Source organism: Tistrella mobilis KA081020-065, assembly GCF_000264455.2.
Lineage (GTDB): Bacteria > Pseudomonadota > Alphaproteobacteria > Tistrellales > Tistrellaceae > Tistrella > Tistrella mobilis.
Genome location: NC_017956.1, coordinates 2972377 through 2996643, shown reverse-complemented (window position 1 = coordinate 2996643; position 24267 = coordinate 2972377). Strand labels below are relative to the sequence as shown.

Here is a 24267-nt window from a genome sequence, read left to right as displayed (position 1 = left end):
GACGGAGGTCTTTGCAGACGGTCGGCAGAAATACGTAGATAAATTACCGCTTATTTTTGTGTGGTATTCTGTTCATGGAAGTCCGAGATGTCCACGGATGGCCGTCCGAACAGATACCCCTGTCCGTATTGCACGCCGTTGGAGCGCAGGAAATTGGCCGTGGCTTCGTTCTCGATCATTTCACCGACGGTGATGATACCCAGGCTGTTGCACAATTGAATGATCGCGCGCAGGAACTTGCGGTCGTCATCGGTCTTCAACGCGTTGCGCACATAGGATCCGTCGATCTTGACCAGATCGACCTTCAGCGACCGCAGATACTGGAACGAGGCCTGGCCCGATCCGAAGTCGTCCAGGCAGACCCGGTGGCCAGCGCGGCGGAGATCCTGCAGGAAGGCGTTGGCGCGGCCCAGATCGTCGATCCGCGCGGTTTCCGTCACCTCGAACATCAGCCGGTCGCGCATGGGGCCCAGCGTCGCCAGCAGCTTGTTGAAGGCGATCACGAAGCTCTCGCTCTCGATCGATCGCGCCGACAGATTGACCGCGAGCCGCAGCACCTGGCTGCGCTGCTCGGCGCGCTTGATCTTGTCGATCACCATCCGGCAGATGGCGAGGTCGAATTCCTCGATGAAGCCGGCCTGCTCGGCGAAAGTGATCACCTCGAACGGGCTTTCATCGACCCGTTTCAGCCGCAGCAGTGCCTCGTAATGCTCAACCTGACGAGAAGCCAGATCCACGATCGGCTGCAGCGCCACCCGGAAATCCCTCCGGCGGATGATGCCGCGATATTCCGAAATCCGCCGGGCGGTGTCGTCGACCATCTCGCCATGCTGGCGGCGCAGGCTGTTGATCCGGCCCGACAGCTTGCGTTCCTTCAGCTGTTCGGCCACGAAGCTGATCGCGCGTGCGACATCGGTAGAACCCAGTTCCGCACCGTCCAGCGGCATGGTCGCCATGCGCAGGCCCAGCACATCGCCCTTCGGGTCGACGGTGCGGGCCAGCTTGCTCACCTGTTCGCGGAGCTTGGCGACATCGGTCTCGGCGCCGTGGATGACGCTGTAGGTGTCCTGATCCAGCCGGGCGGCGCTGTCGCCCACCACCGAATTGGCGCGCAGCAGGCTGGTCAGATTGGCCATGAACTCGTCGGTCAGCGACCGGTCGAGCTGCTGGCGCAGCAGGCCAAACCGTTCGAGATGCAGCAGGGTCATCTCGTAGTTGGAGCCGATATCATTGGCTTCCTGCTGGCGATGTTTGGCGATCTGGGCGAAGGACCGGGCCGAGATCAGGCCGGTCTCCACGTCGCGCGCCTCGGTCGACACGTCGGTCGCGACCATGTATTTGGGCAGCGACAGGGCCAGAAAATAATGGCCGCCCAGATCCGGCAGCCGATAGCCACTGACGATCGCGCGCCGCGTGACGGCGGAATGCGGGTTGGCCAGCCGCACCATCACCGCTTCGAAGCGGCCGGCGACGCCGGGGCGGTCCAGCACGGCGGTGACCATCCGCCGGTCGTCTTCCGCCACCAGCTCTTCCAGCGCCACGCCGATCAGCCGGTCCTGGTCACGGCCCAGCAGGCCCGAGGTGGCGCCGGCCACGAAACGGATGATCCGTGCCTCGTCCAGTTCGAGCAGGATATCGGCAGCCGTAAAGGCCAGCGCGACGAAACGGTCGCGTTCCTGCTTCAGACTGCGAATGGGCTCTGGCGTCTGCACGCTCTGCCGGGACATCGGACCCTTGTCTCGAAAACCTCGTCCCCCGATCTTCCGCCAGGAACGTGGCCAAGTATATCTCCAACGTGCGTCAAGGAAGCCTTAACGTCGTATCCGGGATGTGCGGGCGGCGGGCCCGCGCAGGATCTCCTTCGCTTCGAGGAACCGCAGCCGATGACTCATACCCCATCCACACCCCCGGAGGACAGCCTGCTCGGGCCCGTCGCTCTGAAACCGGGCCTGGACTGGTCGGCGCTCGACCATGTCGATACCTGGATCTTCGATCTGGACAATACCCTGTATGCGGCTGGCTCGCGGCTGTTCGATCAAGTCCACCGCCGGATGACCGCCTTCATCATGGAGAGCTTTTCGCTCGACCGCGAGGCGGCGCTGACCCTCCAGCGCGATTATTTCCGCGCCCACGGCTCCACGCTGCGCGGGCTGATGCTCCGCCACGGCCTGGATCCGCATGACTATCTGAACTATGTCCACGACATCGACGTCTCGGTGCTGCCGCCGGCGCCCGAACTCGGGGCGGCGATCGACCGGCTGCCGGGGCGCAAGCTGGTGTTCACCGCCGGTTCCACCGCCCATGCCGACCGCATCCTGACCCGCATGGGTATTGTCGACCGGTTCGAGGCGATCTTCGACATCGTCGCCGCCGATTTCGTGCCCAAGCCTGCGCCCGAAGTCTACGACCTGTTCTGCAGCCGCTACGGCGTCGACGCCGCGACCGCGGTGCTGTTCGAAGACAGTGCCCGCAATCTCGCCCCGGCGGCGGCGCTGGGCATGCGCACGGTCTGGATCAATACCGGAGAGCCGTTCTCGCTGCTGGGATCGAAGGGCGATCACATCGACTGGGTGTCGCCGGACCTGTCGCTCTGGCTGGAGGCCTATCTCGCCCATCTGGATACGGCAGAACAGGATGGGAGCGCACGTTGACACCCGCCCCGCGCGGCCTAAACTGCGATCCGTGCGCGCCTGCGCGCCCCCCAACCTGTCCCGAGGGAGACGACATGACCGCGACCGCCGCACCCGCCACGGCAGAACTGGCCGCCGTGATCGAGGCCGCCTGGGAAAACCGCGCCGAGATCGGCATCGCCACCAAAGGCGAGGTCCGCGATGCGGTCGATGCCGCGCTCGAGGCGCTGGACGGCGGCCATCTGCGCGTCGCCGAAAAGGCGGCCGATGGCAACTGGGTCGTGCATCAGTGGCTGAAGAAGGCGGTGCTGCTGTCCTTCCGCCTGAACGACATGGCGCCGATCCCGGGCGGGCCCGGCGGCAATGCGCCCTGGTTCGACAAGGTGCCGTCGAAGTTCGAGGGCTGGAACGACAATCGTTTTCGCGCCGCCGGCTTCCGCGCCGTGCCGAACTGCGTGGTGCGCCGTTCCGCCTATATCGCCCCCGGCGCCGTGCTGATGCCGAGCTTCGTGAACATCGGCGCCTATGTGGGCGAGGGCACCATGGTCGACACCTGGGCGACCGTCGGCTCCTGCGCCCAGATCGGCCGCAATGTCCACATCTCGGGCGGCGCCGGCATCGGCGGCGTGCTGGAGCCTTTGCAGGCCGGCCCCGTGATCATCGAGGACGGCGCCTTCATCGGTGCCCGCTCGGAAGTTGCCGAGGGCGTGATCGTGGGCGAGGGGGCGGTGCTGTCGATGGGCGTGTTCCTCGGCGCCTCGACCAAGATCGTCGATCGCGAGACCGGCCAGATCCATATCGGCAAGGTGCCCCCCTTCGCGGTGGTGGTGCCGGGTGCTCTGCCCGGTCGGCCGCTGCCCGACGGCACCCCCGGCCCCAGCCTCTATTGCGCCGTGATCGTGAAGACGGTCGACGCCCGCACCCGCGAGAAGACCGGCATCAACGACCTGCTGCGCACCTGATCGCCGGCCGCGCCGCCCCTGATCGTCCAACCAGACCGGATCCCCGCCCCATGGCCGTCATCGACACCCTCGACCTCGCCCGCGACCTGATCCGCCGGCCGAGCGTGACCCCGGCCGATGCCGGCGCGCTCGACGTGCTCCAGGCGGCACTCGAGGGGCTGGGCTTCACCTGCCATCGGCTGCCCTTCGAACAGCCGGGCTGGGATCCGGTCGACAATCTCTATGCCTGCATCGGCGATCGCGACGGCGATCTGCCGGTGCTGGGCTATGCCGGCCATACCGATGTCGTGCCGGTGGGCGATGCCGCCGGCTGGACGGTCGACCCCTTCGGCGCCGAGGTGATCGACGGCCATCTCTACGGCCGCGGGGCCGTGGACATGAAGGGCTCGATCGCAGCCTTCGTGGCGGCGGTCTCGCGCTATATCGCAGGCGGCGGCAAGCCCCGGCTCGCGCTGGTCATCACCGGCGACGAGGAACGCGACGCGATCAACGGCACGGTCAAGATGCTGGGCTGGATGCGCGAGCGGGCCGAGCGCATGGATCACTGCCTGGTGGGCGAGCCGACCAACCCGATGCGGCTGGGCGAGATGATCAAGATCGGCCGGCGCGGCAGCGTCACCGGCCATCTGACCGTCTATGGCATGCAGGGCCATGTGGCCTATCCGCATCTCGCCGACAACCCGGTGCCGCGGCTGCTGAAGATGCTTTCAGGTGTGGTGGAGCACGAGCTGGACGAGGGCACGCCCTATTTCCAGCCCTCCAGCCTGCAGGTCACCACCATCGATATCGCCAACCCGGCGACCAACGTCATTCCCGGGATTGCGAAGGCGAGCTTCAACATCCGCTTCAACGATCTGCACACCCCGGCCAGCCTCGAAGCCTGGTTGCGGCGCAGTTTCGATGCGGTCGGCGGGCGCTGGGAGATGGATTACCGCATCACCGGCGATGCCTTCGTCACCGAGCCGGGGCCGTTCTCGTCGCTGGTGGCCCATGCGGTCAAGGCCGAGACCGGGCTCGACCCCGATCTTTCGACCACCGGCGGCACCTCGGACGCCCGGTTCATCAAGGATTACTGCCCGGTCTGCGAATTCGGCCTGATCGGCCAGACCATGCACAAGACCGACGAGCGGGTGCCGGTTGCGGCGCTGGAGGCGCTGTCGCGCATCTACGAGCGGGTGATCGCCGACTACATGGCGACGCCGCCCGCCCGGACCGGCACGGCCGGAGCGTGAGCGCCGGGGGCGGTGATCTGCTCCGCGGCATCCGCGGAGGCCTTGGCCTCGCCCGCTTCGACCGGCGGGCGCTGGAGCTGTTGCGGATCGACGTCGGCGGTTTCTGGCACTCCTTCACGGCCCTGCTGCTGGCGATCCCCGGCTATCTGCTGCTCTACAGCCTGCCTGTGCCCGGCCAGGGGGCGGCCACGCCGTCGCCCGATGAAGAGGCCGCCGCCGACGTCATCGCGACCATGGCCGCCGGCACCGATCATTTCGGCCTGCTGGGGGATGTTCTGGTCGATCTCCTCGCCTGGGCGAGCTTTCCCCTGGTGTTGCTGATCCTGGCCCGGCGCACCGGTGTCGACCGGGGCTTCGTGCCCTATGTCGTCGCCCGCAACTGGCTGTCGATGGTTCAGGTCTATGTGATGGTGGCGGTGATCGCGACCGCCGGCGTGCTGCCGGCGCCGCTGGCCGGCCTGCTCACCACCCTGGCGCTTGCGGCGCTGATCGGCATGGAATGGTTCATGACCCGGCTGACCCTTGGCCTCAATTCCGGGGCGGTGACGCTGATCGTGCTGATGGCGATTCTCTGGCCGATCCTGCTGGCCCGGCTGCTCTGACTGCGCTGGCCTTGTTCCGGGACCGGATGGTGAAACGGGCATTCCACTCGATATTGATACGCACTCGCATTCGGGCTAGGGTTCAGCCCTGAATGATTTCCGGTGCGGCTGCATTGACCCAAGATCACGGCAAACTGGCGCTGTTCATGGCCCATCGCGCGGACCTGATCGACTATGCGACGTCGATCACGGGCGGCGATCGCGCGCGTGCCGAGGATGTCGTGCAGGATGCCTTCCTGCGCTTCGTACCCGCAGGCCAGGCCGATGCGGCGCTGGATCAGCCGCTGGGCTATCTGTACCGGATCGTGCGCAATCTGGCGCTGGACTGGAGCCGCCGACGGGCGGTGGAGGTCCGCAGCCAGGACGAAGGCGCCCCCTGGTGGATGCTGCCGGCTGTGCCGCGCACGCCCGAGGAAGAGGTCACCCATCGCCGCACGCTGGCGCGGATCGTGACGGTACTGAACCGGCTGGAGCCCGATATCCGCATGGCGGTGGAGATGCACCGGTTCGGCGGCCATACGCTGGGCGAGATTGCCGCGCGTCTGGGGGTGTCGGTGCCGACCGCCCATCGGATGGTGCGCGGGGCCCTGATGCAGATCGCTGCGGCGATCGGGCCGGATGATGCCGGTCATGGCTGAGGATCCGGTTCTGGAAGCGGCGTTCGACTGGCTGCTGCAGCTTCAGGAAGCGCCCGACGACCCGGCGATCCGGGCCGGATGGGCGGCCTGGCGGCGGTCCGATCCGGCGCATGAGGCCGCCTGGGCGCGGGTCTGTGCGACCTGGCGGGATCTGGGGGAGGCGGGCCCCCTGCGGGGGGCGCCTGTGCAGGTCGGTCCCGCACCGGTGGCTCGCGATACCGGGGTCGTGCCCCCGCGCCGCGCCTTGCGGCGCCGGGCCATGATGGCAGCCGCGGCGGTGGTCGTTGCGATGGTGGCGGTCGCGAGCGTCAGGCCGGGCGGCTTTGCCGGTCTTGGCGCCGATGCCGCGACCGGTGTGGCCGAGACCCGCCGGGTGGTGCTGGACGATGGCAGCCGGGTGGAACTCGACGGCCGCACCGCGATCCGCAGCCGCTTCGACGACGGCCGCCGCGAGGTGACCCTGATCGATGGCGGCGCCTTCTTCGACGTGATGCCCGATCCCGCCCGGCCGTTCATCGTCCGGGCGGGCGATGTCGCGGTCACCGTCACCGGAACCACCTTCGACGTGGCTGCCGATGGCGGCCGGGTGGTGGTCGAGGTGGCGAGCGGCACCGTCCGGGTGGCGCCGGCCAGGGGCAGGCGTGTGGAGCAGCTGGCGGCCGGCGACCGGCTGGCGGTCGATACCGCAAGCGGCGCCGTCACCCGGGGGCGGCTGGCGCCCGAGGATGTCGGTGCCTGGCGGGATGGCCGGCTGTTCGTCTCCGATGCCACGGTCGCCGAGGTGGTGGCGGAATTGCGGCGCCACCAGCCGGGCTGGATCGTGATCACCGATGCGGCACTCGGCGCCCGCCGGGTGACCGGGCTTTACGATCTGCGCGATCCGCAGCGCGCGCTGAAGGCGATGATGCGGCCGGTCGGCGGCGAAGTCCGCGCCTTCGGTCCGCTTCTGACGCTGGTCACCGCCGGGGGCTGAGAGGCCCGGTCATTTTTCCTGAAAAGAAAAATCGCGCCGTCCGTTGTTGGGATGAGAACGCAAATGATCCGCATTTGCGTGAGATGGTCTCCGACGAGGAAGGGTTCGACGGTATGCGGGATGGGGCAGGGCGGGTAACGATCGCCGCCGGGGTCGGCTTCGGGCTGATGACGGTGCTGGCGCCGGTCGGGCTGATGGCCCTGACGGCCGGGGCGTCGGTGGCGGTGGCCGCCGGTATGGACCGGATCGCCTTCGACATCCCGGCCCGGCCGCTGGACGAGGCGCTGGCCGCCTTCGGCCGCCAGGCCGGGGTTCAGGTCAGCGGCGCGGCCGAGGTGGTCGCGGGCCGGCGGGGCGGCGCGGTTCAGGGGCAGTTCAGCGTCGACGAGGCGCTGGGCCGGCTGCTCGCCGGCACCGGCATCGGCTGGATCACCGAGGCGGACGGCACCGTGACCCTGCTGCCGGCCCCGCCATCCGACGGGACCACCCGGCTCGACCCGCTGACCGTCACCGGCAGCCGCCGGGCAGTTGAGACGGCGACCGGCCCCGTCGAGGGCTATCTCGCCACCCGCAGCTTCACCGCAACCAAGACCGATGCGTCGATCCTGGAGACCCCGCTCTCGGTGCAGGTGGTGCCGCGCGACGTGATCGAGGATCAGGGGTCGCTCAACCTCAAGGACGTTTACGAGAATGTGAGCGGCGTCCAGCAGGCCGGCAATACGCTGAACGCCCAGTCCGAAGTCCTGCCGATGATCCGCGGTTTCGAATCGCCCGGCCTGCTGCGTAACGGGCTGCGGGCCACGTCGACCGGTGCGGTCGATCTGGTGAATGTGGAACGGGTCGAGGTGCTGAAGGGGCCGGCCTCCATCCTCTACGGCGCGCTCGAGCCGGGCGGCGTGGTCAATGTCGTCACCAAACGCCCGCAGGCCGAGGCGGCCTATGTTCTGGAGCAGCAACTCGGCACCGACGAGCTGTTCCGCACGTCGGTCGATCTGACCGGGCCGGTGACCACCGACCGCGACCTGCTCTATCGCCTGAACGCCGCCTATACCGATGCCGGCTCGTTCCGCGACGAGATGGATGTCGACCGCTATGCCGTGGCCCCCAGCCTGCTCTGGCTGCCGGATGACGACACCGAGCTTCTGGTCGACCTTGCGGTGGTGCACGAGGAACAGCCCTACGACACCGGCATCCCGCTCGGCACCGACGGCCGGCCGCTGGTCGATCCGTCGACCTTTTTCGGCGATCCCGACCTCGACGGACGCACCATCGACGACTACACCGCCGCCTATCAGCTGACCCACCGCCTCGACGACACCTGGACGCTGCGCAACCAGCTTCAGTTCCATCGTGCGGATTCGAAGAACGAGGCGCTCCGGCCGCGGGGTGTGGTCGACACCGCCACGGGCTCGCTTCTGCCGACGCGCTACCAGAACGAGGACCGGCGCGAGGACGAGATCCAGTTCGTGCTCGATGCCACGGCGGCGTTCCAGACCGGGACGGTCGACCACGAAGTGCTGCTTGGCGCCGAACTGATCCGTCAGGACTCCGACGTCCGGCGGTCGCGGGTCAACGGCCCGGTCATCCCGATTTCAAATGATCCGCAGGTCGATTTTCCGGTGCCGGCCAATCTCGCCGTCGAGCGGGTGCAGGGCACGACCGAATGGGCCGGGTTCTATCTTCAGGATCAGATCTCCCTGCTCGATGACGGCCGGCTGAAGCTTCTGCTCGGCGGGCGCTACGACACCTTCCGCCAGGACAATGAGAGCAACGGCGTCGCCACCCCCGATATCGAGGAAGGCGCCTTCACCGGCCGTGCCGGGGTGCTTTACCGGCTGACGCCGCAATATTCGGTCTATGCCAGCGTCACCCAGTCCTTCCTGCCGCAACGGCCGGGCATTCTCGATCGCTCCGGCTCGCCGATCCTGCCCGAGGAGGGGCTGCAATACGAGGTCGGCGCCAAGGCGGCCTTCTTCGACGAGCAGCTTCTGGCCACGGTTTCGGTCTTTCAGATCGAGAAAGAGAATGTCGCGGTCTTCGACAATGCCCTCTACAACGCGACCGGCGCCTCCGCCTATCTGGCGGATGTGCGCGAGCGCAGCCGTGGCTTCGAATTCGATCTGACCGGTCAGGTCACTGACGGGCTGAAGGTGATCGCGAACTACGCCTTCACCGAGACCGAGACCCTGTCCAATCCGGACGATCCGGCCGCGGTCGGCCAGCCGCTCGGCGGCGTACCCCGCCGCAAGGCGCGGCTGTGGATGACCTATGACTTCCAGGAGGGCGACCGCGCGGGCGGGCTCGACCTCTATGGCTGGGGGCTGGGCGGCGGCGTGCGCTATACCGGCACCAGCACGGCCCAGTTCGACCCCAGCATCGAACTCGACGACTACATCGTGACCGATGCAGCGCTCTGGTATGCCTGGGGCGGCGGCCGGGTCGGGCTCAACCTCTACAACCTGTTCGACGAGGACTATATCGTCCGCGCCAGCGACCGGTCGATCGCCCATCCGGGCCAGCCCTTCGCGGTGCTCGGCTCGCTGACGCTCAGGTTCTGAGCCGGTGCCGCCGATCGATCGCCCAGCCAGTCCTGCCCGCATCGGCCTCTTCAGCCGCAAGGGTCTGTTCCGGATCCATGCCTGGATCGGGCTGGTCCTCGGCTATCTGCTCTATGTGATCTGCCTCTCGGGCACGATGGCGGTCTTCGGCCATGAACTCGCCTGGCTGGGCGATCCGGCGAAGCGGGTCGCGGCCCCGGCGGCCGGCACGCCGCGGATGTCGTGGCAGGGGCTGTACGACCGGGTCGCCGCCGCCCATCCGGATCTCAGCATCCTGGGGCTCGCCATGGATCCGGACGCTCTGCGCCGGCCGGCCTGGGCACTGGTGGCGGGGCGAGAAGGCGATCTCCGCCGGGTGCCGGTGGATCCCTGGACGGGGGAGCCCGGCCCCCAGAAGGCCGGGCTGGACCTGCATCTCTGGCTCAGGGTCTTCCACAAGCAGCTCTATATCGTGCCCGGGGTGACCGGGGTGCACGGGGCGCTGATCGTGGGGGCGCTGGCCCTGCCGCTGCTGGTGGCGCTGGTCACAGGCCTGATCACCACCCGCCGCTGGTGGCAGGCGGCGGTGATCCTGCGCATGGGGCGGAGCGCCCGACTGTTCTGGTCGGATCTCCATCGTTTCGCGGGCGTGTGGTCGATGCTGATCGGCATCCTGATCTGTCTGACCGGGGTCTGGTATCTGGTCGAGACGGCGGCCGATACCGCCGGCACGGGCTTCACCGAAGGCCCGGCTCTGCCCGGAATCACGGCGGTGCCGGCACCAGCGGCCCCCCTGATCGATCTCGATCTGGCCGTAGCACGTGCTGCCGAGGCCTTTCCGGCGCTGGTGGTGACCACGATCATGCCGCCCCGCCGACCGGGCCATCCGCTGGTGCTGGCGGGCCGGGGGGATGGCGTGCTGCTGCGCGACGGTACCGAGGGTGTCGCCCTGGACCCCACGACCGGCGCCGTGCTTCAGATCCGCGATGCGGCCGGGCTCACTTTGCTTCAGCGCTGGGTGAACACCGCCGATCCGCTGCATTTCGGCACCTTCGGTGGCGTGGCGACCCGCATTCTGTGGCTGGTGGCGGGGCTGCTCACCAGCGCCGGCATCCTGGCCGGGCTGATCGGGGCCTGGCTGCGGCTGGACCGCCGGCAGGCCGGAGGCCCCCCGGGTCGGGTGCGGATGGGCGCTCTTGCCACCATCCTGCCCTGTCTGGGGCTGCTTCTGGCCGCCATCCATGGCAGCTGGGTCTATGGCGTGGTGGCGGCCCGGCCGAAGCTGCTGCCGGGCGAGATCGCCTCGATCGGGCTGGCCCCGGGAGAGATGGCGATCCTGGCCATGATCCTGGCGGCACTGGTGGCGCCGTTGCCGCTCTGGCTCAGGCTGACCTGTCGCCGCGCGGCGGTTCAGTCGCCGCCATCCTCGTCTCCTGATGCCGGTCGCAGCCGGCGGCGGCTCGCCATTTCGGCCCAAAGCTCCGGCGGCGGATAGGCGACCAGGTCCAGGCACAGCCCCTGGGGCGGTGCGGTCTGGCCGGCGGCGGCGCGCTTGCGGGCCTGAAGCGCCCTTGTGACGTCGTCGGGCGTCCAGCGGCCGCGGCCGACCATGGCGAGCGTGCCGACCATGATCCGCACCTGGTTGTGCAGGAAGGCCTGGGCGCGGGTGCGGATCAGCACCTCGTCGCCCGCGCGCCGGATGGTCAGCTCGTCGAGCGTGCGCATCGGCGACTTCGCCTGGCAGTCTGAGGATCGGAAGCTTGAGAAATCGTGATGGCCCAGCAGCCGGGCGGCGGCGGTGGTCATCGCCTCCAGATCCAGCGGCCAGGGCACATGCCACAGCCGGTTGCGGTCCAGCGCCGGCTGTGCCCGGCGGTTCAGGATCCGGTAGGTATAGCCACGGCCGATGGCGGTGAAACGGGCGTCGAAACTGTCCGGCACCGCTTCGGCATCCACCACCGCCACCGCTTCCGGCTTCAGGAAGTGGTTGATCGCCGACATGGTGGTGAAGGGGCTGTCGGCGCGGGGCAGATCCACATGCACCACCTGGGCCGAGGCATGGACGCCGGCATCGGTGCGCCCCGCCGCGCGGAGCGTGCAGGGGCTGCCGGTATAGGCTTCGATCGCCTCTTCCAGCACCTGCTGGACCGAGGGCAGCCCGTCCTGGCGCTGCCAGCCGACATAGCCGGTGCCGTCATATTCGACGGTGAACTTCCAGCGCTGCATCCGCGGCGGCTGCATCAGCCGAGCCGGGCGCCGGGGGCAACCGCCGGAAAGCCGCGGGCCAGATCATCCAGGGTCATGGGCTTGCGGCCGGCACGCTGGGCGCGGATCAGCCGGAGCGCCCGGCCGTCGCCGCAGGCGACCGACCGGCCGTCGGCCAACAGCGTGCCCGCCACGGTGCCGGCCGGCACCGCGGCATCGGACGGTGCCGCCTCGATCAGCCGCAGGCTTTCGCCCTCCAGATCGAAGAAGGCGCCGGGCCAGGGGGTGAAGGCGCGCACCAGCCGGTCGATCCGCGCGGCATCGGCCGTCCAGTCGATCCGCCCCTCGGCCTTCTCCAGCTTTTTCGCATAGGTCACGCCGGCTTCCGGCTGCGGTTCCGCAGTGATGCTGCCGTCCAGCACCCCCGGCAGGGTGCGGGCCAGCAGGGCCGCGCCGTCGGCCGCCAGCCGGTCATGCAGCTCCTGCGCCGTCATCCGCGGGCCGATCGGCACCCGGCAGGTGGCGAGCATCGGCCCGGTATCCAGCCCGGCTTCCATCTGCATGATGGTGACGCCGGTTTCGGCATCGCCTTCCAGCAGCGCACGGTGAATGGGCGCGGCACCGCGCCAGCGCGGCAGCAGAGAGGCATGGACGTTGATGCAGCCATGGGCCGGCGCATCCAGCACCGGCCGGGGCAGGATCAGCCCATAGGCCGCGACCACCGCGATATCGGCGCCAAGATCGGCGAAAGCCGCGCGGTCGGCCGGATCGCGCAGCGTCGCCGGGGTGCGCACGGGGATGCCCAGCGCTTCCGCCCGGGCCGCCACGGGGGTGGGCTGCAGCTTCTGGCCGCGCCCGGCCGGCCGGGCCGGCTGGGTATAGACGCAGATCACCTCGTGCCCGGCGGCAACCAGGGCATCGAGCGAGGGGACGGCGAAATCGGGCGTGCCCATGAAAACGACGCGCGCCCGGTGCGGGGCGCGGGCGGGGGTGTCGGTGCTCATCGGGCGCGCGGATCCGGTTCGGTTCGATGGAAGAGGGGAGGTTCAGACTGCGGCGGTGATCGGCGCCTTCTCGGGCTTGTCGTTGCCCAGGCGGCGGGCCTTGACCAGCTTGCGCAGGATCATGTTGCGCTTGATCGACGACAGATGGTCGACGAACAGCACCCCGTCCAGATGGTCGATCTCGTGCTGGACGCAGACCGCCAGCAGGCCGTCATCCTCGATTTCCTGCACGGCGCCGTCACGGTCCAGATAGCGCACCCGCACGGCGGCCGGCCGCACCACATCGGCATAATGGCTGGGCAGCGACAGGCAGCCCTCTTCATAGGTCTTGTCCTCGTCCGAGACCCAGACGATTTCAGGATTGGCCATGAAGAGCGGCGTCGGCTCCTTGCCTTCGCGGCCCCAGCAGACGTCGATCACGATCACCCGCTGCAGCACGCCCACCTGCGGCGCCGCGAGCCCGATCCCCTCGGCGGCATACATGGTCTCGAGCATGTCGTCCATCAGCCGGCGCACGTCGTCGTCGACGCGCGCGACCGGGGTCGCGGTCTTGGTCAGGCGCGGATCGGGCGCGGTGAGGATGGGCATGATGGCCATGAGAGGTCACGACTCCAATTCTGTTCAAGGGTTAGGTATTACGGCGACATCGCGGGGTCAAGATCGCCCGGCGCCGGCCAGCCCTGCATCGGGGCTGCGCGCGGGGGTGCAGGTCGCTTGTACCGGGGCCCGTGCCGGCGCATGATCCCGCCCCCGGCGACCCGTCCGGGCCCTGTTTCATCCGGGAGACGACCCGCCGATGCCTGATTTCGCCACCCTCGACCCCGTTCCGCTCGCCATCGCAGCCCTGTTGCTGGTGGTGCTGGTCGCCGGCGGCTGGGTTGCGGCGGCGGCCGCCCGCCGGGCCCGTGCGGCCGAGGATGCCGCCCTCGACCAGGCGGAGATCCTGGAACGGCTGGCGGGGGATCTGGCCCGCGCCCAGGCCCAGCAGGCGGGGCGGATGGAGCAGGTGGTGGCGGCCCTTGCCGCCCAGCAGGCGCAGGTGGATGCCCGGCTTCAGACCCAGGAGCGGATGATCGCCGAGACGGTGGATGCCCGCCTGACCACGCTGTCGGCCCGGCTGGAGCATCGCTTCGATCTGGAAGGCACCCGTGCCGCCCAGGCGACGGCGGATCTGCGCGCCCGGCTGGCGGTGATCGATCAGGCTCAGCGCAACATCGCCGATCTGGGACAGAAGGTGGTCGGGCTGCAGGACATCCTGGCCAACAAACAGGCCCGCGGCGCCTTCGGCGAGGTCCAGCTTGCCGATCTGGTCGGCCAGATGCTGCCGCCCGGCGCCTATGCGATGCAGGCGACACTGTCAAACGGCCGCCGCGCCGACTGCCTGATCCATCTGCCGCATCCGCCGGGGCCGATCGTCGTCGACGCCAAATTTCCGCTGGAAAGCTTCCATCTGCTCCGCCAGGCCGACAGCGACGCCCGGCGGACCGAGGCGGCGCGCGCCTTCCGCACGGCGGTCATGGCCCATGTGAAGGCGATTTCCGAACGCTATCTGATCCCCGGCGAAACGGCGGACGGCGCGGTGATGTTCCTGCCCTCGGAAGCCGTCTATGCCGAACTGCACGGCAATTTTCAGGACGTGGTGGAAAAGGCCTTCCGCGCCCGGGTCTGGATCGTTTCTCCCACCACGCTGATGGCGACGCTCACCACCATCCGGGCGATACTCAAGGATGTGCGGGTGCGCGAGCAGGCGGCCGAGATCCGGGCCCAGGTCACCGCCCTGCTCGACGATCTGGCCCGGCTCGACGACCGGGCGGCCAAGCTGGTCCGCCATTTCGAACAGGCGGCAGAAGATCTGCGCGGCGTCCGCCTGTCGGCCGACCGGGCCGCCCGCCGGGCGGAGCGCATCGACGCCCTGCAGCTGGGCGACCGGGGCACGGAGGACGAGGCCGGCTGAGGGTGCGCCGGTCTGTTGCAACATGTTGCAACAGAAGACGAATCGGGAAGACGGACGCCGCTTGCCATGCTGGGCGATGCCGAAGGTGCCGACGGGGCGCCTTCCATCCCAGGAGCAGGAGGCCAATGGCCACTTTCACCTATCAGACCGTCGCCGCGATGCAGCAGCCGCCTGTGGGGGCCCTGCCGAGCCCGGGCGACGTGGCGATCGTCGCCGGATATCACGTCTACGACGATGATGGCGGCGGCACCTTTCGTCTTGAAGTCCCGACCGGCCCGTATGCCGACAGGATCGACGAGGGCATGGTCTTCGACTGCGTCAACTCCGACACCGATACCCGGATCGGGGTCTGGCGCCGGATCGATCAGGGGCCGGTGCGGACGGCCTGGTACGGTATCGGCAATGTCAGGGCGAATGGCGCCACGACGGTAACGATCCCCCACGCGGCGGCGCAGATCGAGCGGGCGATCAATGCCGCGGGATTCGGTGGTGTCGTCGTCTTCAGCGGTACCATCACGCTGGACCGTACCGTCCACATCCCGACAACCACGCAGCTGAAGGGGGAAGGCGAGGGCTGGGACCGGCCGGTGATCAAGGCGGGGGAGAATCTCAAGGTCATGTTCACCCGCGCGTCATCCACGCGCATCTGGGTCACGGGCATCAGTTTCGAAGGCTGGATCGACGGCAGTGCGCCCCTGCCCGACGGCATCTCGACATCGGTCAACGGGTATGGGGCGCGGACCATCGGCTTCGTGCTCTGTAACACCACAGGCCGGGCCGACCTGGACAGTGAGTTCGCCTTCTGTCGCTTCTACAATATGCGCATGGGAATTGTCGGCTTCGGCCGCAACTTCCTCGTGACCCGGACCCATTTCAGCTCGTGCCGCTATGGGATCGTGATCCATCCGGCGGCGAAGTCCACGACCAATGACGTCACGATCCGCGGGTTCAATTTCATCGCCAACCGCTTCCATGGTTGTGGTGGCCCCCGGCAGCAGGTCGACGTGGTACTGACGTCCTCCGTGACCACCCAGACCACGGGGCTCGACGCGTTCGAGGTCGGTGACATCGTGGTCTATCGGGCAGGAACCGCCCCCACCGGTCTTGAGGACAACATGCTTTATGTCGTCGGGGCTGATGGTGTTCTTTATGACCGTGCGGCACCGGACATGTACATCATACAAGACGCGAGCGAGGAAGAGAGCGAGACCGACGAAACACCACCGCCGATTGATCCGCAAGTCATTACCCCCGAAGCCTGGGGCGCCACCGCTCAGACCATTCAAAAGGTAAATGGTGGCGGGCTCTTTGACCGCTCGTCCACCTGCATCATGGTCGCGGGGCTTTCCGATGCCCTGAAGGGCGGGCTGATCGCCGACTGCTATGCTGATGATTGCCGCCGTTTCTATCACGGCCCGATGGGCGATATGCGGATCACCGGCGTGACAGGTTATCGGGGCTATGAAACGCTGGTCGAAACGGTGCCCGAAGGTACACCCACGGCGAGCAAGGCGATCAATGGTGCGATCACCAACTGCCAGTGGACCTGTGATCTGGCCAGCCCGACCACCTATCGGCATGGTCCCACCATTCTGATCCATGGTTCGGGCGTCCAGGTCTCGAACAACCTCATCGCCAACTCTGTGGAGCATGGGCTTTATGTCCGGGCGGACGACTGCCAGGTGACTGGCAATGTCGTGCGGCGTTCGGGAACTGCTGCGGCTCCCTTCCCCGGTATCCGGGTGACAGGCACCGGCTGTCTGATCGATGGCAATCTCATTGATGGCTATGAAGGGGCCCCGGGGCTCGACCTGCCGTCGCCGACGACCAGCATGGTGGGCACGAACCGGATTGCCGCCTATCCAGCGGGCACTACCTGAACCCATCCGACCGATCGATGACATTCCCATTACGGTTGCACATGATAATTATGATTCTTTTGTTAGTTGAATGAGTCCGTCTCCCATGAAACCATCAAGTCGACCGGATGGATGGGGTCCTCCGGTCTCTCAACCAAGGGAGACGTGTCATGCAGAACCGTAAGAAGAATGCCGACTATCTCGGCAGCCTGCTGGGCTGATCCAGCGGCCTTCTCATCCGTTGACTGACGGATGCGGGGTGGCGTGGTGCGCGCACGCAGCGTGTCGCACCACGCCACTTGATGAAGACTTGCATGTCATGTGATCAGGCAAGAGGTGGGCAATGGACCGGATCATCATCGACCCGACCGCGATGCGGCAGTTCGGCGACCCGGAGGGCGCCACCTTCGTTTTCGTCACCAACCGGTCGGCAGCCGATCGTTTCGAGGTCCGGCTGGGGCGGGGTGGCGGCGGCTATGCCGGTGACATGACGCTGTTCTACGAGAAGGGGCAGTCCTTCTCCGAGATTCTGGACCAGATGCCCGAGACGGCGCATATCCTGGTCATTTCTCCCGACGTCTATTACAAGTCGCCGCCGGCCGGCACGATCGGCGCCCGGCGCAAGCTTCTGGCGCTGGCCTGCAATTCGACGCCGACCGACATGGACAAGCTGGCCCACGGCATCCGGATGATCGAGGCGACCGACCCGGCCGCCCAGCAGGAGCTGGTCGATCAGTTCTTCGCGACGGCCGAGCAGTCGGCCTTCATGGAGATCGTTGATCCGCGCTACGGCACCCGCGCCCGCTTCGACCACATGTCGGACAGGTACGTCTGGAACGAGCAGGCCGGTTTCCTCGGCTGGGGAGAGCAGCAGCTGGCGCCGTCGGGTGAAGTCAGCGCCCTGCCGCTGGACGTCTATGATTACAGCGCCGACCTCTCGCTCGGCATCGACGGGCAGATGGTGATCGAGGGCTATCCGATCCTGCACAATGGCGCCCCCAGCTATCATCCGGCCGATCAGGCGCGGATCCACAGCCGCCTGGCGGCCATGCAGCGCGGGCCGATGCTCGCCACCATCGAACGCGGCCATATCGTCCGGCTGGAGGCACTGACGCCCGAAGCGGCGCCGGCGGTGGAGATGCTGGAGCGGATGTTCGACGTCGACAGCCGCTATCGGATCATGTGGGAGTTCGGCTTCGCGGTGAACTGCACACTGGAACTCTACGACGCCAACACCGCCATCAACGAACTCTATGGCGGCCGGACCGGCACCATTCATATCGGCCTGGGGCTGACACCCCACACCCAGTATCACCTGGACATCGTCTGCCCGGCGATCACGATTCTGGGCGATCGCGGCCAGCACATTTTCGGGCCGCGGGCCGATGACATCATCGCCGGCACGGCCGCGACCGGCCGCGCGGGCTCGCTGGTCCGCATCCGCAGCGCCGCCTGCGGTTGCGTCGCCGCCTGACCTCACCTGCTGCGCAGCATATCCTCGATCGCCAGCATCGCCGCATGCGCGCCATCCTCGGCGCGCAGCCTGCGGCCGATCCGGCGGGCGGTGTCGGTCAGCGGGCCGTGGCGGAGCGCGCGGCGGATCGTGCGGCCAAGCCGGTCGCCGGTGCCCAGCCCCCCCGCCGCCAGCTGGCGCAGCCCGGGCCCGCGCAGGCCATAGCCGCCGTCCACGGCCCGGGCCGCCCAGAAGGGCTGATCGGCGCCCCAGGGGCAGATCACCGCCGCGCGGTCGGCCATCAGCCCGCTCGCCAGCGTGCCCACCCCGCCGTGATGAACCACCAGATCGACATGCGGGAAGACCCGGGCATGGGGCATGCGGTCCAGCACCAGCACCCGGTCGCCGGCCAGGCGGTCCAGCGCCCGGCCGTCGATCCCGCCCCAGCCGGTGGTGACCAGCGCCGCCACGTCGGCGCGCTCGATCGCGCGGGCCAGAGAGCGTGCGACGCCGTTGCCGTCCACCCCGCTCATGCTGCCGAACCCGATATGGATCAGCGGCCGCCTGCGGGCGGTTGCGCGGGTGGCGAAGGCCGCCGCCTCGATCGGCAGGCCGGCATCGGCCGCCGCGTCGTCTTCCGCACGCCAGAAGCCGGTGGTCACGACCTCGGGCCCCCAGTCGTCGATACGCGGCAGCAGGGCCGCGGAAAAGGCGTTGAGCACCAGCCGGGCCGCAGGCGGCGGCGCCTTGCGCCTGGGGGGCAGGCCCAGGATGTCCGCCCGCCAGCGATCGGTGCGGCCGGCCAGCGGCCGGGCGAGCAGGGGGGTGAGGCAATAGCTCGCCCGGTTCGCCCAGGGGCCCATGTCGCGGGCAAAGAGGGCGGCATTGGGCACTACGGCGGTCGGGGCGATGCAGGGCAGCAGCGCCACCTGCGCCCAGGGCACCTGCAGCGCCTGGGCCAGATCGGCGGCGCCGGTATATTTCGGATGGGCGATGATCGCGTCGGGCCGGAAGCTGCGTCCGCGGGCGGTGGTCTCGAACAGCGCGTCGGCAACGCGGGTCAGCGTGCCGGCCCCGGTAAGCGTGTGGGTACGGGTCAGCCGGTCGATCAGCCCGGGCAGGCCGGCGGCATGGGCTTGCCCCTGCCGGGCCATGTCGCGGAAATCGATGGCGAGTTTCAGATGCTGCGCGCCGCTTTCGGCGACCATCTCCGCATCGCCTGCGGGGGCGGCCAGCCCCACCTCGTGACCGCGTGCCACCAGCCGCGTCGCCAGATTGACGAAGGGGCGGACATCCCCCTCGGTTCCGGCGGTGAGCAGCAGCAGGCGGGCCATCGGCGCGGGCGTTCCCTCAGACCGGCCGGCGCGCCTTGAGCGCCGCCTGAATGGTGCCGTCATCCATATAGTCGAGCGCGCCGCCCACCGGCATGCCATGGGCGAGGCGGGTGATGTTGGCCTCGGGCGCCGCTTCCGCCAGCCGGTCGGCGATGTAATGGGCGGTGGTCTGGCCGTCGACGGTGGCGGGGAGGGCCATCACCACCTCGGTGACGCCGCCTTCCGCGACCCGTGCCGCCAGTTTCGGGATGCCGAGTTCGTCGGGACCGATGCCGTCGAGCGCCGAGAGCGTGCCCCCCAGCACGTGATACCGGCCGCGGAAAGCACCGGCGCGCTCCATCGCCCAGAGATCCGCCACCTGTTCCACCACGCAGAGCTGGGCCGGGTCGCGCCGCTCGTCGGCGCAGACCCCGCAGGGGTCGCGGGCATCCAGATTGCCGCAGATCGTGCAGCTCTTGACCTCGGCCGCCGCCTTGGCCAGCGCGTCGGCCAGCGGCAGCATCAGCGCCTCGCGCCGTCTCAGCAGGGTCAGCGCCGCGCGCCTGGCCGAGCGCGGGCCCAGCCCCGGCAGGCGGGCGAGCAGGGTCACGAGCTTCTCGATCTCGGGTGCGGCCATGGGGTCTCGTGGGTCCGGGGTGGGGCGTGTCGGGGGGGCGGGTCGCGTCGGGGCGGGCGGATGCCGACTATAGGTCAGTCTTCCGCCGCTTCCTAGGCCTGCGGCAGTGCGTGGCGCTGGACGGCGAGAGGGCGGGATTGCAGGATCGGGGCATGATCCGACAACGTCCGCCCTATCAGGAAGCCCTGCGCCGGATCGGCTGTCCCGGCCGTCTGGAAGGCTTCGATCCGCATCCGGCCGGCACGCCGCCGCTTGGCCTCGACCGGGCGGAGAGCGATATCGACCTGCTGTGCCATGCCCCCGATCCCGAGGCGCTGGCGGCGGTGGCCTGGGCCGATTTCCGCCACCTGCCCGGCTTTTCGGTGCATCGCTGGTGCGGCGACGGCCGACCGGTGGTGGTGCGCTTCGTCTCGGCCGGCTGGCCGGTCGAAATCTTCGGCAGCCCGCTGCCGGTGGCGGAGCAGCCGGGCTGGCGCCATTTCGAGGCGGAGCGCCGGCTGCTCGCCCTCGGCGGGCCGGGTTTGCGGCGGCAGGTGATCGGCGCGCGCAACCGAGGCCTCAAGACCGAGCCCGCCTTCGCGGCGGTGCTCGGTCTGGAAGGCGACCCTTATGCGGCGATGCTGGCTGTGGCGGATCTGGACGATGACGGGCTCCGCCGCCTGCTCCGGCGGGCGAAGGTCAGCGTCTGAGCCGGGTTCAGCCCTCGCGCGCGGCCTCGAACAGGAACCAGGCGCGCTGCTCGGCAAGATCGGTCCACTCGTCCAGGATGCCGGAGGTGGCGTTGTCCTTGGCTTCGTCGACGATCTCCTTAGCCTCGCGCAGCTGCTTCACCAGGGCCAGATTGTCCTCGCGCAGCTCCGTCAGCATGTCGCGGGCCGATACGAACTCGGCGTCGTTGTCCTTGATCGACTGCAGTTTCGAGATGTGGCCGATCGAGCGCAGCGTGGTGTGGCCGATCTTGCGGACCCGCTCGGCGATCTGGTCGGTGGTGCCCAGGATCTGGGTCGCCTGCTCGTCGAGCAGCAGGTGATAGTCCCGGAAATGCGGGCCCGACACGTGCCAGTGGAAATTCTTGGTCTTGAGGTAGAGCGCGAAGCTGTCGGCCAGAATGGCGTTCAGCACCTCGGCCACTCCGCGGGCATTCTTGCCGCCGAGATCGGACGGGGTGGCGAGGTCGGCGGCGGGCGTTTTCTTCGGCATGATGCTCGGGCTCCGTGTTCCGGGTCTGGAGGGGAAATCCGCCGGGACATGGGCCGGTTCCGGCCTGTCCCGCCCCTGACATGTCGGGCGGCCACGGCTGCCGTACAAGCCCGGCAGATGGATGGCTGGGCGGCATGAATGTCATGACATCTGGCGGGCAGACTGTGCGTCTGTCGCGGCTCAGCGCAGCACCACCGCGATTTCGTGCGCTTCGGTCCGATCCGGGATTTCCCAGCGGCTGATCATCCGGTCGATCACCGGATCGGGGACCCGGCCGGCCCGCCTGCGGTTGCCGTGGCGCAGCCCGGGCTCGTCGGTTTCGACATAGACGATGCGCACCCGCGCACCATAGGCGCGGAACAGGCCGATCCACTGGCCGCGGGCCTCGCGGCCGATATTGGTGCCGCTCCAGGCGAAATCGGTGCCGGCCCGCAGATGAGCCTTCGCCCGGGCTTTCGCTTCCTGCAGAACCCGGCCCTCGATCTCGCCGTGATCGACGCCGAAGCCGGTGCGGATCTCGTCCAGCCCCACGACCGGCAGTTCCGGCCGGGCGCGCTTCAGCCAGCTCGTCTTGCCCGCGCCGGGCAGGCCGGCAAGCATCGTTACCGTCAGCCGGGTATCGTCGTGCTGGACATGTCCCGGATCGGTGCCGCGGGTTTCGAAGAACCGCACCCGGCTGTGGTCGTCCGGAAAGGCGAAGGCGGTCTCAAGGCAGGCGGCCTCGGTGCACAGCTCGCGGAACAGCTCGATATTGTCGAGCAGGCGCTGCGGGTTGCGGCAGATCCGGCCCCGGGCATCGGCCTCGGCCAGCATCGCCAGCAGATGGTTCGGGGCGCCGAGGCTGATCTCGATCGCCCGCCGCCGCGCTTCCAGCGGGTCCTTCTCGATCAGGAAAAGCGGGATCTGGTGGTGCAGGATCAGGGTGCAGATCCGCTCGCGGAGGGCGAAAGGCAGCCCCATCCGCCAGAGGATCGCCCGGGCCATGATCGCGCCCTTGCGGGAATGGCCTGGCTGCGACACCCGGCCATCGGCATCGATGCGGGTGGTTGCAGGCTTGGCGATGTCGTGGAGCAGGGCGGCTGCGAAGACGCAGAGACGGTCCATCTCGGGCAGCCGTGCCCAGGCGTCGGATGCCGTCAGCGCCTCTACCACCATGCGGGTGTGAACCAGCACATCCCCCTCGGCATGATGAACGGGATCGTGCGGGCAGCCGGCGAGGTCGTTCAGCCAGGGCAGCTCGGACTCAAGCGCGATCCAGTCCGGCGCTACACCAGGCGCGGGCATGAGATCGGCCATCGACGCGTCGGCCACGACAGGCATGACACAGGCTCCAGAAAGCAAACAGCCTTTCAGAATAAAGGGTTTTATCCGTGCGTGTCATGCCTGTTCGCCCGGCTGGTTCAGCCGCCCACCGGGCCGCAGACCTCGATCAGCAGGCCGTCGGGGTCGTGGAGGAAGGCGACCAGCTGGCCCCAGGGCTGGCGGACGGGGGCGACGGCGAGCGTGGCGCCGGACGAGACGGCACGGGCGACGGTGGCCTCCACCTCGGCATCGGCGACCACGAAGGCCAGTTCGCTGCCGAAGGGCGGGGCTTTGCCGGCGGTGCCGGGGTCGACGCCCAGATTGCGGATCAGGCCCGGGGTCGCGAAGGCGAGGGTGGTGGTGCCGGTGTCGAGTTCGATATAGCTGCCGCTTTCATGGATCAGCCGGGCCGTGAGGCCGAAGACGGCTTCGTAGAAGCGGGCGCTGCGGGCGACGTCGGGGACATGGCGGATGACATAGCCGAGCGTGGCGGGGGTCATGGGCTCTCTCCGGGGTTGGATACCGGATCAGTCTGCCCCCAGGACGGGGGCGGCGTCTTGAAGCTTTCGGACACCCAGCTCCGCCAGCAGCCGGCCGGTGGAGAGGCCGGTGAGGGCGCGGGTTTCGCGGGTCATGTGCGGCTGGTCGGCGAAATTAGCCGAAACGGCTAATTCTGCGAGAGAAATAGTCGGATCGGCCATTACGGCGGTGAGCAGCCGCTGCAGGCGGAAGATCCGGGCGAGGTGGCGGGGGGAGAGGCCGGTGGCGCGGCGGATGGCGCGGTCGAAGCGGCGCTGTCCGAAGCCGTGGGCAGTGGCTGTCTGACCGACAAGCGCCGGGGCGTCAAGGGCTGCGAGTGCGGCCGCAAGTGCCGGGCCGGGCAGGTGGCGGCGGCGGGTTTCGGCCAGGCCCGCGAGTGCTGCGGCGAGTGCCCGGCGGGACCGGGCATCATCGGGGCGGTCAAGCAGGTGCCGGGCGGCGTCGCGCAAGGGCTGCGGCAGCAATGGGGCCGCATCGGGCGACTGGCCGAGAAGATCGCGGGGGGTACAGTCGATCAGGGCGCCGAGACAGCCCGGGCGGAAGCGCAGGCCCAGACGCTGCCGGCCGGGCCGGTGGTCCACCATCCGGGCGACGGGATCGGTGCCGGCCAGAATGAGTTCGGGATCGGCGCCGCCACCCCAGGCCAGGATCAGATCCATGCAGCCATCAGGCAGAACCCGGAACGGGGCCGCGGGCCCGGCGGCGGCCCGCGACGACCACACCGCCCGGACCAGCCCGCCAAGGGCCGGGGGCGGCGGGGTCTCGACATAGGCGGCCCCGCCGGTATCGGTCATGGGTCTGCCGACGGGATCAGAAGGGCAGGTTGCCCATGCCGGGGATGTTCAGCCCGCCGGTCATCTTCTGCATCTCGTCGTTCACATAGGTCTCGACCTTCTTCTTCGCGTCGTTCACCGCCGCGACGATCAGGTCTTCCAGCATCTCGACCTCTTCCGGATCGACCAGCTTGGGATCGATCTTCAGGCTACGCAGCTCGGACTTGCCGGTCATCACCGCAGTGACCATGCCGCCGCCCGACTGGCCGGAGATCTCGACCTTGGCGAGCTGCTCCTGCATCTCGGCCATCTTCGACTGCATCTTCTGGGCCTGCTTCATCAACTGGCCGATGTTGCGCATCACAAGGGCTCCTCGGGTCGGGATCGGATGTTGGCTGCTATATAAAGGCGGGGGGCGGCCGGCGCCAGCCCCGCGCGGCACCCTTGGGCGAT

Annotated in this window: 23 protein-coding genes; 12 read left to right on the top strand and 11 right to left on the bottom strand. The window is 68.6% G+C overall.

Annotated features, from left to right (window positions below; all coding sequences use genetic code 11):
• Nucleotides 1-50: 50 nt before the first annotated feature.
• Nucleotides 51-1727, bottom strand: coding sequence for an EAL domain-containing protein (locus TMO_RS13655; protein WP_014746223.1), 1677 nt, complete (start codon nt 1725-1727; stop codon nt 51-53).
• 156 nt (nt 1728-1883) lie between these two features.
• Between TMO_RS13655 and TMO_RS13650 the strand changes: the two genes are divergently transcribed.
• From TMO_RS13650 to TMO_RS13615, 8 genes are all read left to right on the top strand, one after another.
• Nucleotides 1884-2651: a pyrimidine 5'-nucleotidase gene (locus TMO_RS13650; RefSeq protein ID WP_014746222.1), complete on the top strand. Its 768-nt coding sequence runs from the start codon at nt 1884-1886 to the stop codon at nt 2649-2651.
• A gap of 74 nt (nt 2652-2725) precedes the next feature.
• Nucleotides 2726-3592 (top strand): 2,3,4,5-tetrahydropyridine-2,6-dicarboxylate N-succinyltransferase, encoded by an 867-nt coding sequence (dapD, locus tag TMO_RS13645; protein WP_014746221.1) that lies wholly within the window; start codon nt 2726-2728, stop codon nt 3590-3592.
• 50 nt (nt 3593-3642) lie between these two features.
• Nucleotides 3643-4824, top strand: coding sequence for a succinyl-diaminopimelate desuccinylase (dapE, locus tag TMO_RS13640; RefSeq protein WP_014746220.1), 1182 nt, complete (start codon nt 3643-3645; stop codon nt 4822-4824).
• Nucleotides 4821-5426 carry a hypothetical protein gene (locus TMO_RS13635; RefSeq protein WP_014746219.1) on the top strand — a complete coding sequence of 202 codons (606 nt, stop codon included), beginning with the start codon at nt 4821-4823 and terminating at the stop codon, nt 5424-5426. The genes dapE and TMO_RS13635 overlap by 4 nt, the downstream gene beginning before the upstream one ends.
• A 113-nt stretch (nt 5427-5539) precedes the next feature.
• On the top strand, nt 5540-6064 hold the full coding sequence (locus TMO_RS13630) for a sigma-70 family RNA polymerase sigma factor (protein ID WP_228382228.1): 525 nt from the start codon (nt 5540-5542) through the stop codon (nt 6062-6064).
• Nucleotides 6057-7037 (top strand): FecR family protein, encoded by a 981-nt coding sequence (locus TMO_RS13625; protein WP_014746217.1) that lies wholly within the window; start codon nt 6057-6059, stop codon nt 7035-7037. Before TMO_RS13630 ends, TMO_RS13625 begins: the two co-directional genes overlap by 8 nt.
• Nucleotides 7038-7120: 83 nt before the next feature.
• Nucleotides 7121-9595 (top strand): TonB-dependent siderophore receptor, encoded by a 2475-nt coding sequence (locus TMO_RS13620; protein ID WP_014746216.1) that lies wholly within the window; start codon nt 7121-7123, stop codon nt 9593-9595.
• Between the two features lie 4 nt (nt 9596-9599).
• On the top strand, nt 9600-11069 hold the full coding sequence (locus TMO_RS13615; RefSeq protein ID WP_014746215.1) for a PepSY-associated TM helix domain-containing protein: 1470 nt from the start codon (nt 9600-9602) through the stop codon (nt 11067-11069).
• Here the strand turns inward: TMO_RS13615 and truA are convergent.
• Genes truA through def form a run of 3 tightly spaced genes read right to left on the bottom strand, consistent with a single transcriptional unit; the run spans nt 10985 to nt 13380 of the window.
• Nucleotides 10985-11800: a tRNA pseudouridine(38-40) synthase TruA gene (truA, locus tag TMO_RS13610; RefSeq protein WP_081598918.1), complete on the bottom strand. Its 816-nt coding sequence runs from the start codon at nt 11798-11800 to the stop codon at nt 10985-10987. The two genes, TMO_RS13615 and truA, sit on opposite strands and share 85 nt — an antisense overlap.
• A gap of 14 nt (nt 11801-11814) precedes the next feature.
• A complete protein-coding gene (gene fmt / locus TMO_RS13605; protein ID WP_014746214.1) occupies nt 11815-12783 on the bottom strand; it encodes a methionyl-tRNA formyltransferase in 969 nt (322 codons plus the stop codon).
• A 42-nt stretch (nt 12784-12825) separates the two neighbouring features.
• Nucleotides 12826-13380, bottom strand: a complete 555-nt coding sequence (def, locus tag TMO_RS13600) for a peptide deformylase (protein WP_014746213.1) — start codon at nt 13378-13380, stop codon at nt 12826-12828.
• A gap of 199 nt (nt 13381-13579) precedes the next feature.
• Here def and TMO_RS13595 point away from each other — a divergent pair, with 199 nt between their 5' ends.
• The 3 genes from TMO_RS13595 to TMO_RS13585 all read left to right on the top strand — a co-directional run bounded on the left by TMO_RS13595 (nt 13580) and on the right by TMO_RS13585 (nt 18070).
• Nucleotides 13580-14737, top strand: coding sequence for a DNA recombination protein RmuC (locus tag TMO_RS13595; RefSeq protein ID WP_014746212.1), 1158 nt, complete (start codon nt 13580-13582; stop codon nt 14735-14737).
• A gap of 125 nt (nt 14738-14862) precedes the next feature.
• Nucleotides 14863-16617 carry a hypothetical protein gene (locus TMO_RS13590; protein WP_014746211.1) on the top strand — a complete coding sequence of 585 codons (1755 nt, stop codon included), beginning with the start codon at nt 14863-14865 and terminating at the stop codon, nt 16615-16617.
• A gap of 322 nt (nt 16618-16939) precedes the next feature.
• The gene (locus tag TMO_RS13585; RefSeq protein WP_014746210.1) at nt 16940-18070 is read left to right on the top strand and encodes a hypothetical protein; all 1131 of its coding nucleotides are present in this window, start codon (nt 16940-16942) and stop codon (nt 18068-18070) included.
• Between the two features lie 2 nt (nt 18071-18072).
• Here the strand turns inward: TMO_RS13585 and TMO_RS13580 are convergent, their stop codons facing one another.
• Nucleotides 18073-19383 carry a glycosyltransferase gene (locus TMO_RS13580; RefSeq protein WP_014746209.1) on the bottom strand — a complete coding sequence of 437 codons (1311 nt, stop codon included), beginning with the start codon at nt 19381-19383 and terminating at the stop codon, nt 18073-18075.
• A gap of 16 nt (nt 19384-19399) precedes the next feature.
• Nucleotides 19400-19999: a recombination mediator RecR gene (gene recR, locus TMO_RS13575; RefSeq protein ID WP_014746208.1), complete on the bottom strand. Its 600-nt coding sequence runs from the start codon at nt 19997-19999 to the stop codon at nt 19400-19402.
• Nucleotides 20000-20151: 152 nt separating this feature from the next.
• On the opposite strand from recR, the gene TMO_RS13570 reads away from it, so the two are divergent.
• Entirely contained in the window at nt 20152-20688 is a 537-nt protein-coding gene (locus tag TMO_RS13570; protein WP_014746207.1) for a DUF4269 domain-containing protein, read from the top strand.
• Between the two features lie 7 nt (nt 20689-20695).
• Here the strand turns inward: TMO_RS13570 and TMO_RS13565 are convergent, their stop codons facing one another.
• From TMO_RS13565 to TMO_RS13545, 5 genes are all read right to left on the bottom strand, one after another.
• Entirely contained in the window at nt 20696-21199 is a 504-nt protein-coding gene (locus TMO_RS13565) for a Dps family protein (RefSeq protein ID WP_014746206.1), read from the bottom strand.
• Nucleotides 21200-21379: 180 nt separating this feature from the next.
• Nucleotides 21380-22519, bottom strand: coding sequence for an AAA family ATPase (locus TMO_RS13560; protein ID WP_014746205.1), 1140 nt, complete (start codon nt 22517-22519; stop codon nt 21380-21382).
• 80 nt (nt 22520-22599) lie between these two features.
• Nucleotides 22600-23001 (bottom strand): VOC family protein, encoded by a 402-nt coding sequence (locus TMO_RS13555; RefSeq protein WP_014746204.1) that lies wholly within the window; start codon nt 22999-23001, stop codon nt 22600-22602.
• A gap of 27 nt (nt 23002-23028) precedes the next feature.
• Entirely contained in the window at nt 23029-23835 is an 807-nt protein-coding gene (locus TMO_RS13550; RefSeq protein WP_014746203.1) for a helix-turn-helix domain-containing protein, read from the bottom strand.
• Between the two features lie 16 nt (nt 23836-23851).
• Nucleotides 23852-24175 (bottom strand): YbaB/EbfC family nucleoid-associated protein, encoded by a 324-nt coding sequence (locus TMO_RS13545; protein ID WP_014746202.1) that lies wholly within the window; start codon nt 24173-24175, stop codon nt 23852-23854.
• Nucleotides 24176-24267: the final 92 nt, after the last annotated feature.

What these genes read in the sequence shown, in the direction of transcription:
- TMO_RS13655 (WP_014746223.1), bottom strand. Translation starts at nt 1,727, where the DNA reads ATGTCCCGGCAGAGCGTGCAGACGCCAGAGCCCATTCGCAGTCTGAAG.
- TMO_RS13650 (WP_014746222.1), top strand. Translation starts at nt 1,884, where the DNA reads ATGACTCATACCCCATCCACACCCCCGGAGGACAGCCTGCTCGGGCCC.
- dapD (WP_014746221.1), top strand. Translation starts at nt 2,726, where the DNA reads ATGACCGCGACCGCCGCACCCGCCACGGCAGAACTGGCCGCCGTGATC.
- dapE (WP_014746220.1), top strand. Translation starts at nt 3,643, where the DNA reads ATGGCCGTCATCGACACCCTCGACCTCGCCCGCGACCTGATCCGCCGG.
- TMO_RS13625 (WP_014746217.1), top strand. Translation starts at nt 6,057, where the DNA reads ATGGCTGAGGATCCGGTTCTGGAAGCGGCGTTCGACTGGCTGCTGCAG.
- TMO_RS13620 (WP_014746216.1), top strand. Translation starts at nt 7,121, where the DNA reads ATGGTCTCCGACGAGGAAGGGTTCGACGGTATGCGGGATGGGGCAGGG.
- truA (WP_081598918.1), bottom strand. Translation starts at nt 11,800, where the DNA reads ATGCAGCGCTGGAAGTTCACCGTCGAATATGACGGCACCGGCTATGTC.
- fmt (WP_014746214.1), bottom strand. Translation starts at nt 12,783, where the DNA reads ATGAGCACCGACACCCCCGCCCGCGCCCCGCACCGGGCGCGCGTCGTT.
- def (WP_014746213.1), bottom strand. Translation starts at nt 13,380, where the DNA reads ATGGCCATCATGCCCATCCTCACCGCGCCCGATCCGCGCCTGACCAAG.
- TMO_RS13595 (WP_014746212.1), top strand. Translation starts at nt 13,580, where the DNA reads ATGCCTGATTTCGCCACCCTCGACCCCGTTCCGCTCGCCATCGCAGCC.
- TMO_RS13590 (WP_014746211.1), top strand. Translation starts at nt 14,863, where the DNA reads ATGGCCACTTTCACCTATCAGACCGTCGCCGCGATGCAGCAGCCGCCT.
- TMO_RS13585 (WP_014746210.1), top strand. Translation starts at nt 16,940, where the DNA reads ATGGACCGGATCATCATCGACCCGACCGCGATGCGGCAGTTCGGCGAC.
- TMO_RS13580 (WP_014746209.1), bottom strand. Translation starts at nt 19,383, where the DNA reads ATGGCCCGCCTGCTGCTGCTCACCGCCGGAACCGAGGGGGATGTCCGC.
- recR (WP_014746208.1), bottom strand. Translation starts at nt 19,999, where the DNA reads ATGGCCGCACCCGAGATCGAGAAGCTCGTGACCCTGCTCGCCCGCCTG.
- TMO_RS13570 (WP_014746207.1), top strand. Translation starts at nt 20,152, where the DNA reads ATGATCCGACAACGTCCGCCCTATCAGGAAGCCCTGCGCCGGATCGGC.
- TMO_RS13565 (WP_014746206.1), bottom strand. Translation starts at nt 21,199, where the DNA reads ATGCCGAAGAAAACGCCCGCCGCCGACCTCGCCACCCCGTCCGATCTC.
- TMO_RS13560 (WP_014746205.1), bottom strand. Translation starts at nt 22,519, where the DNA reads ATGCCTGTCGTGGCCGACGCGTCGATGGCCGATCTCATGCCCGCGCCT.
- TMO_RS13555 (WP_014746204.1), bottom strand. Translation starts at nt 23,001, where the DNA reads ATGACCCCCGCCACGCTCGGCTATGTCATCCGCCATGTCCCCGACGTC.
- TMO_RS13550 (WP_014746203.1), bottom strand. Translation starts at nt 23,835, where the DNA reads ATGACCGATACCGGCGGGGCCGCCTATGTCGAGACCCCGCCGCCCCCG.
- TMO_RS13545 (WP_014746202.1), bottom strand. Translation starts at nt 24,175, where the DNA reads ATGCGCAACATCGGCCAGTTGATGAAGCAGGCCCAGAAGATGCAGTCG.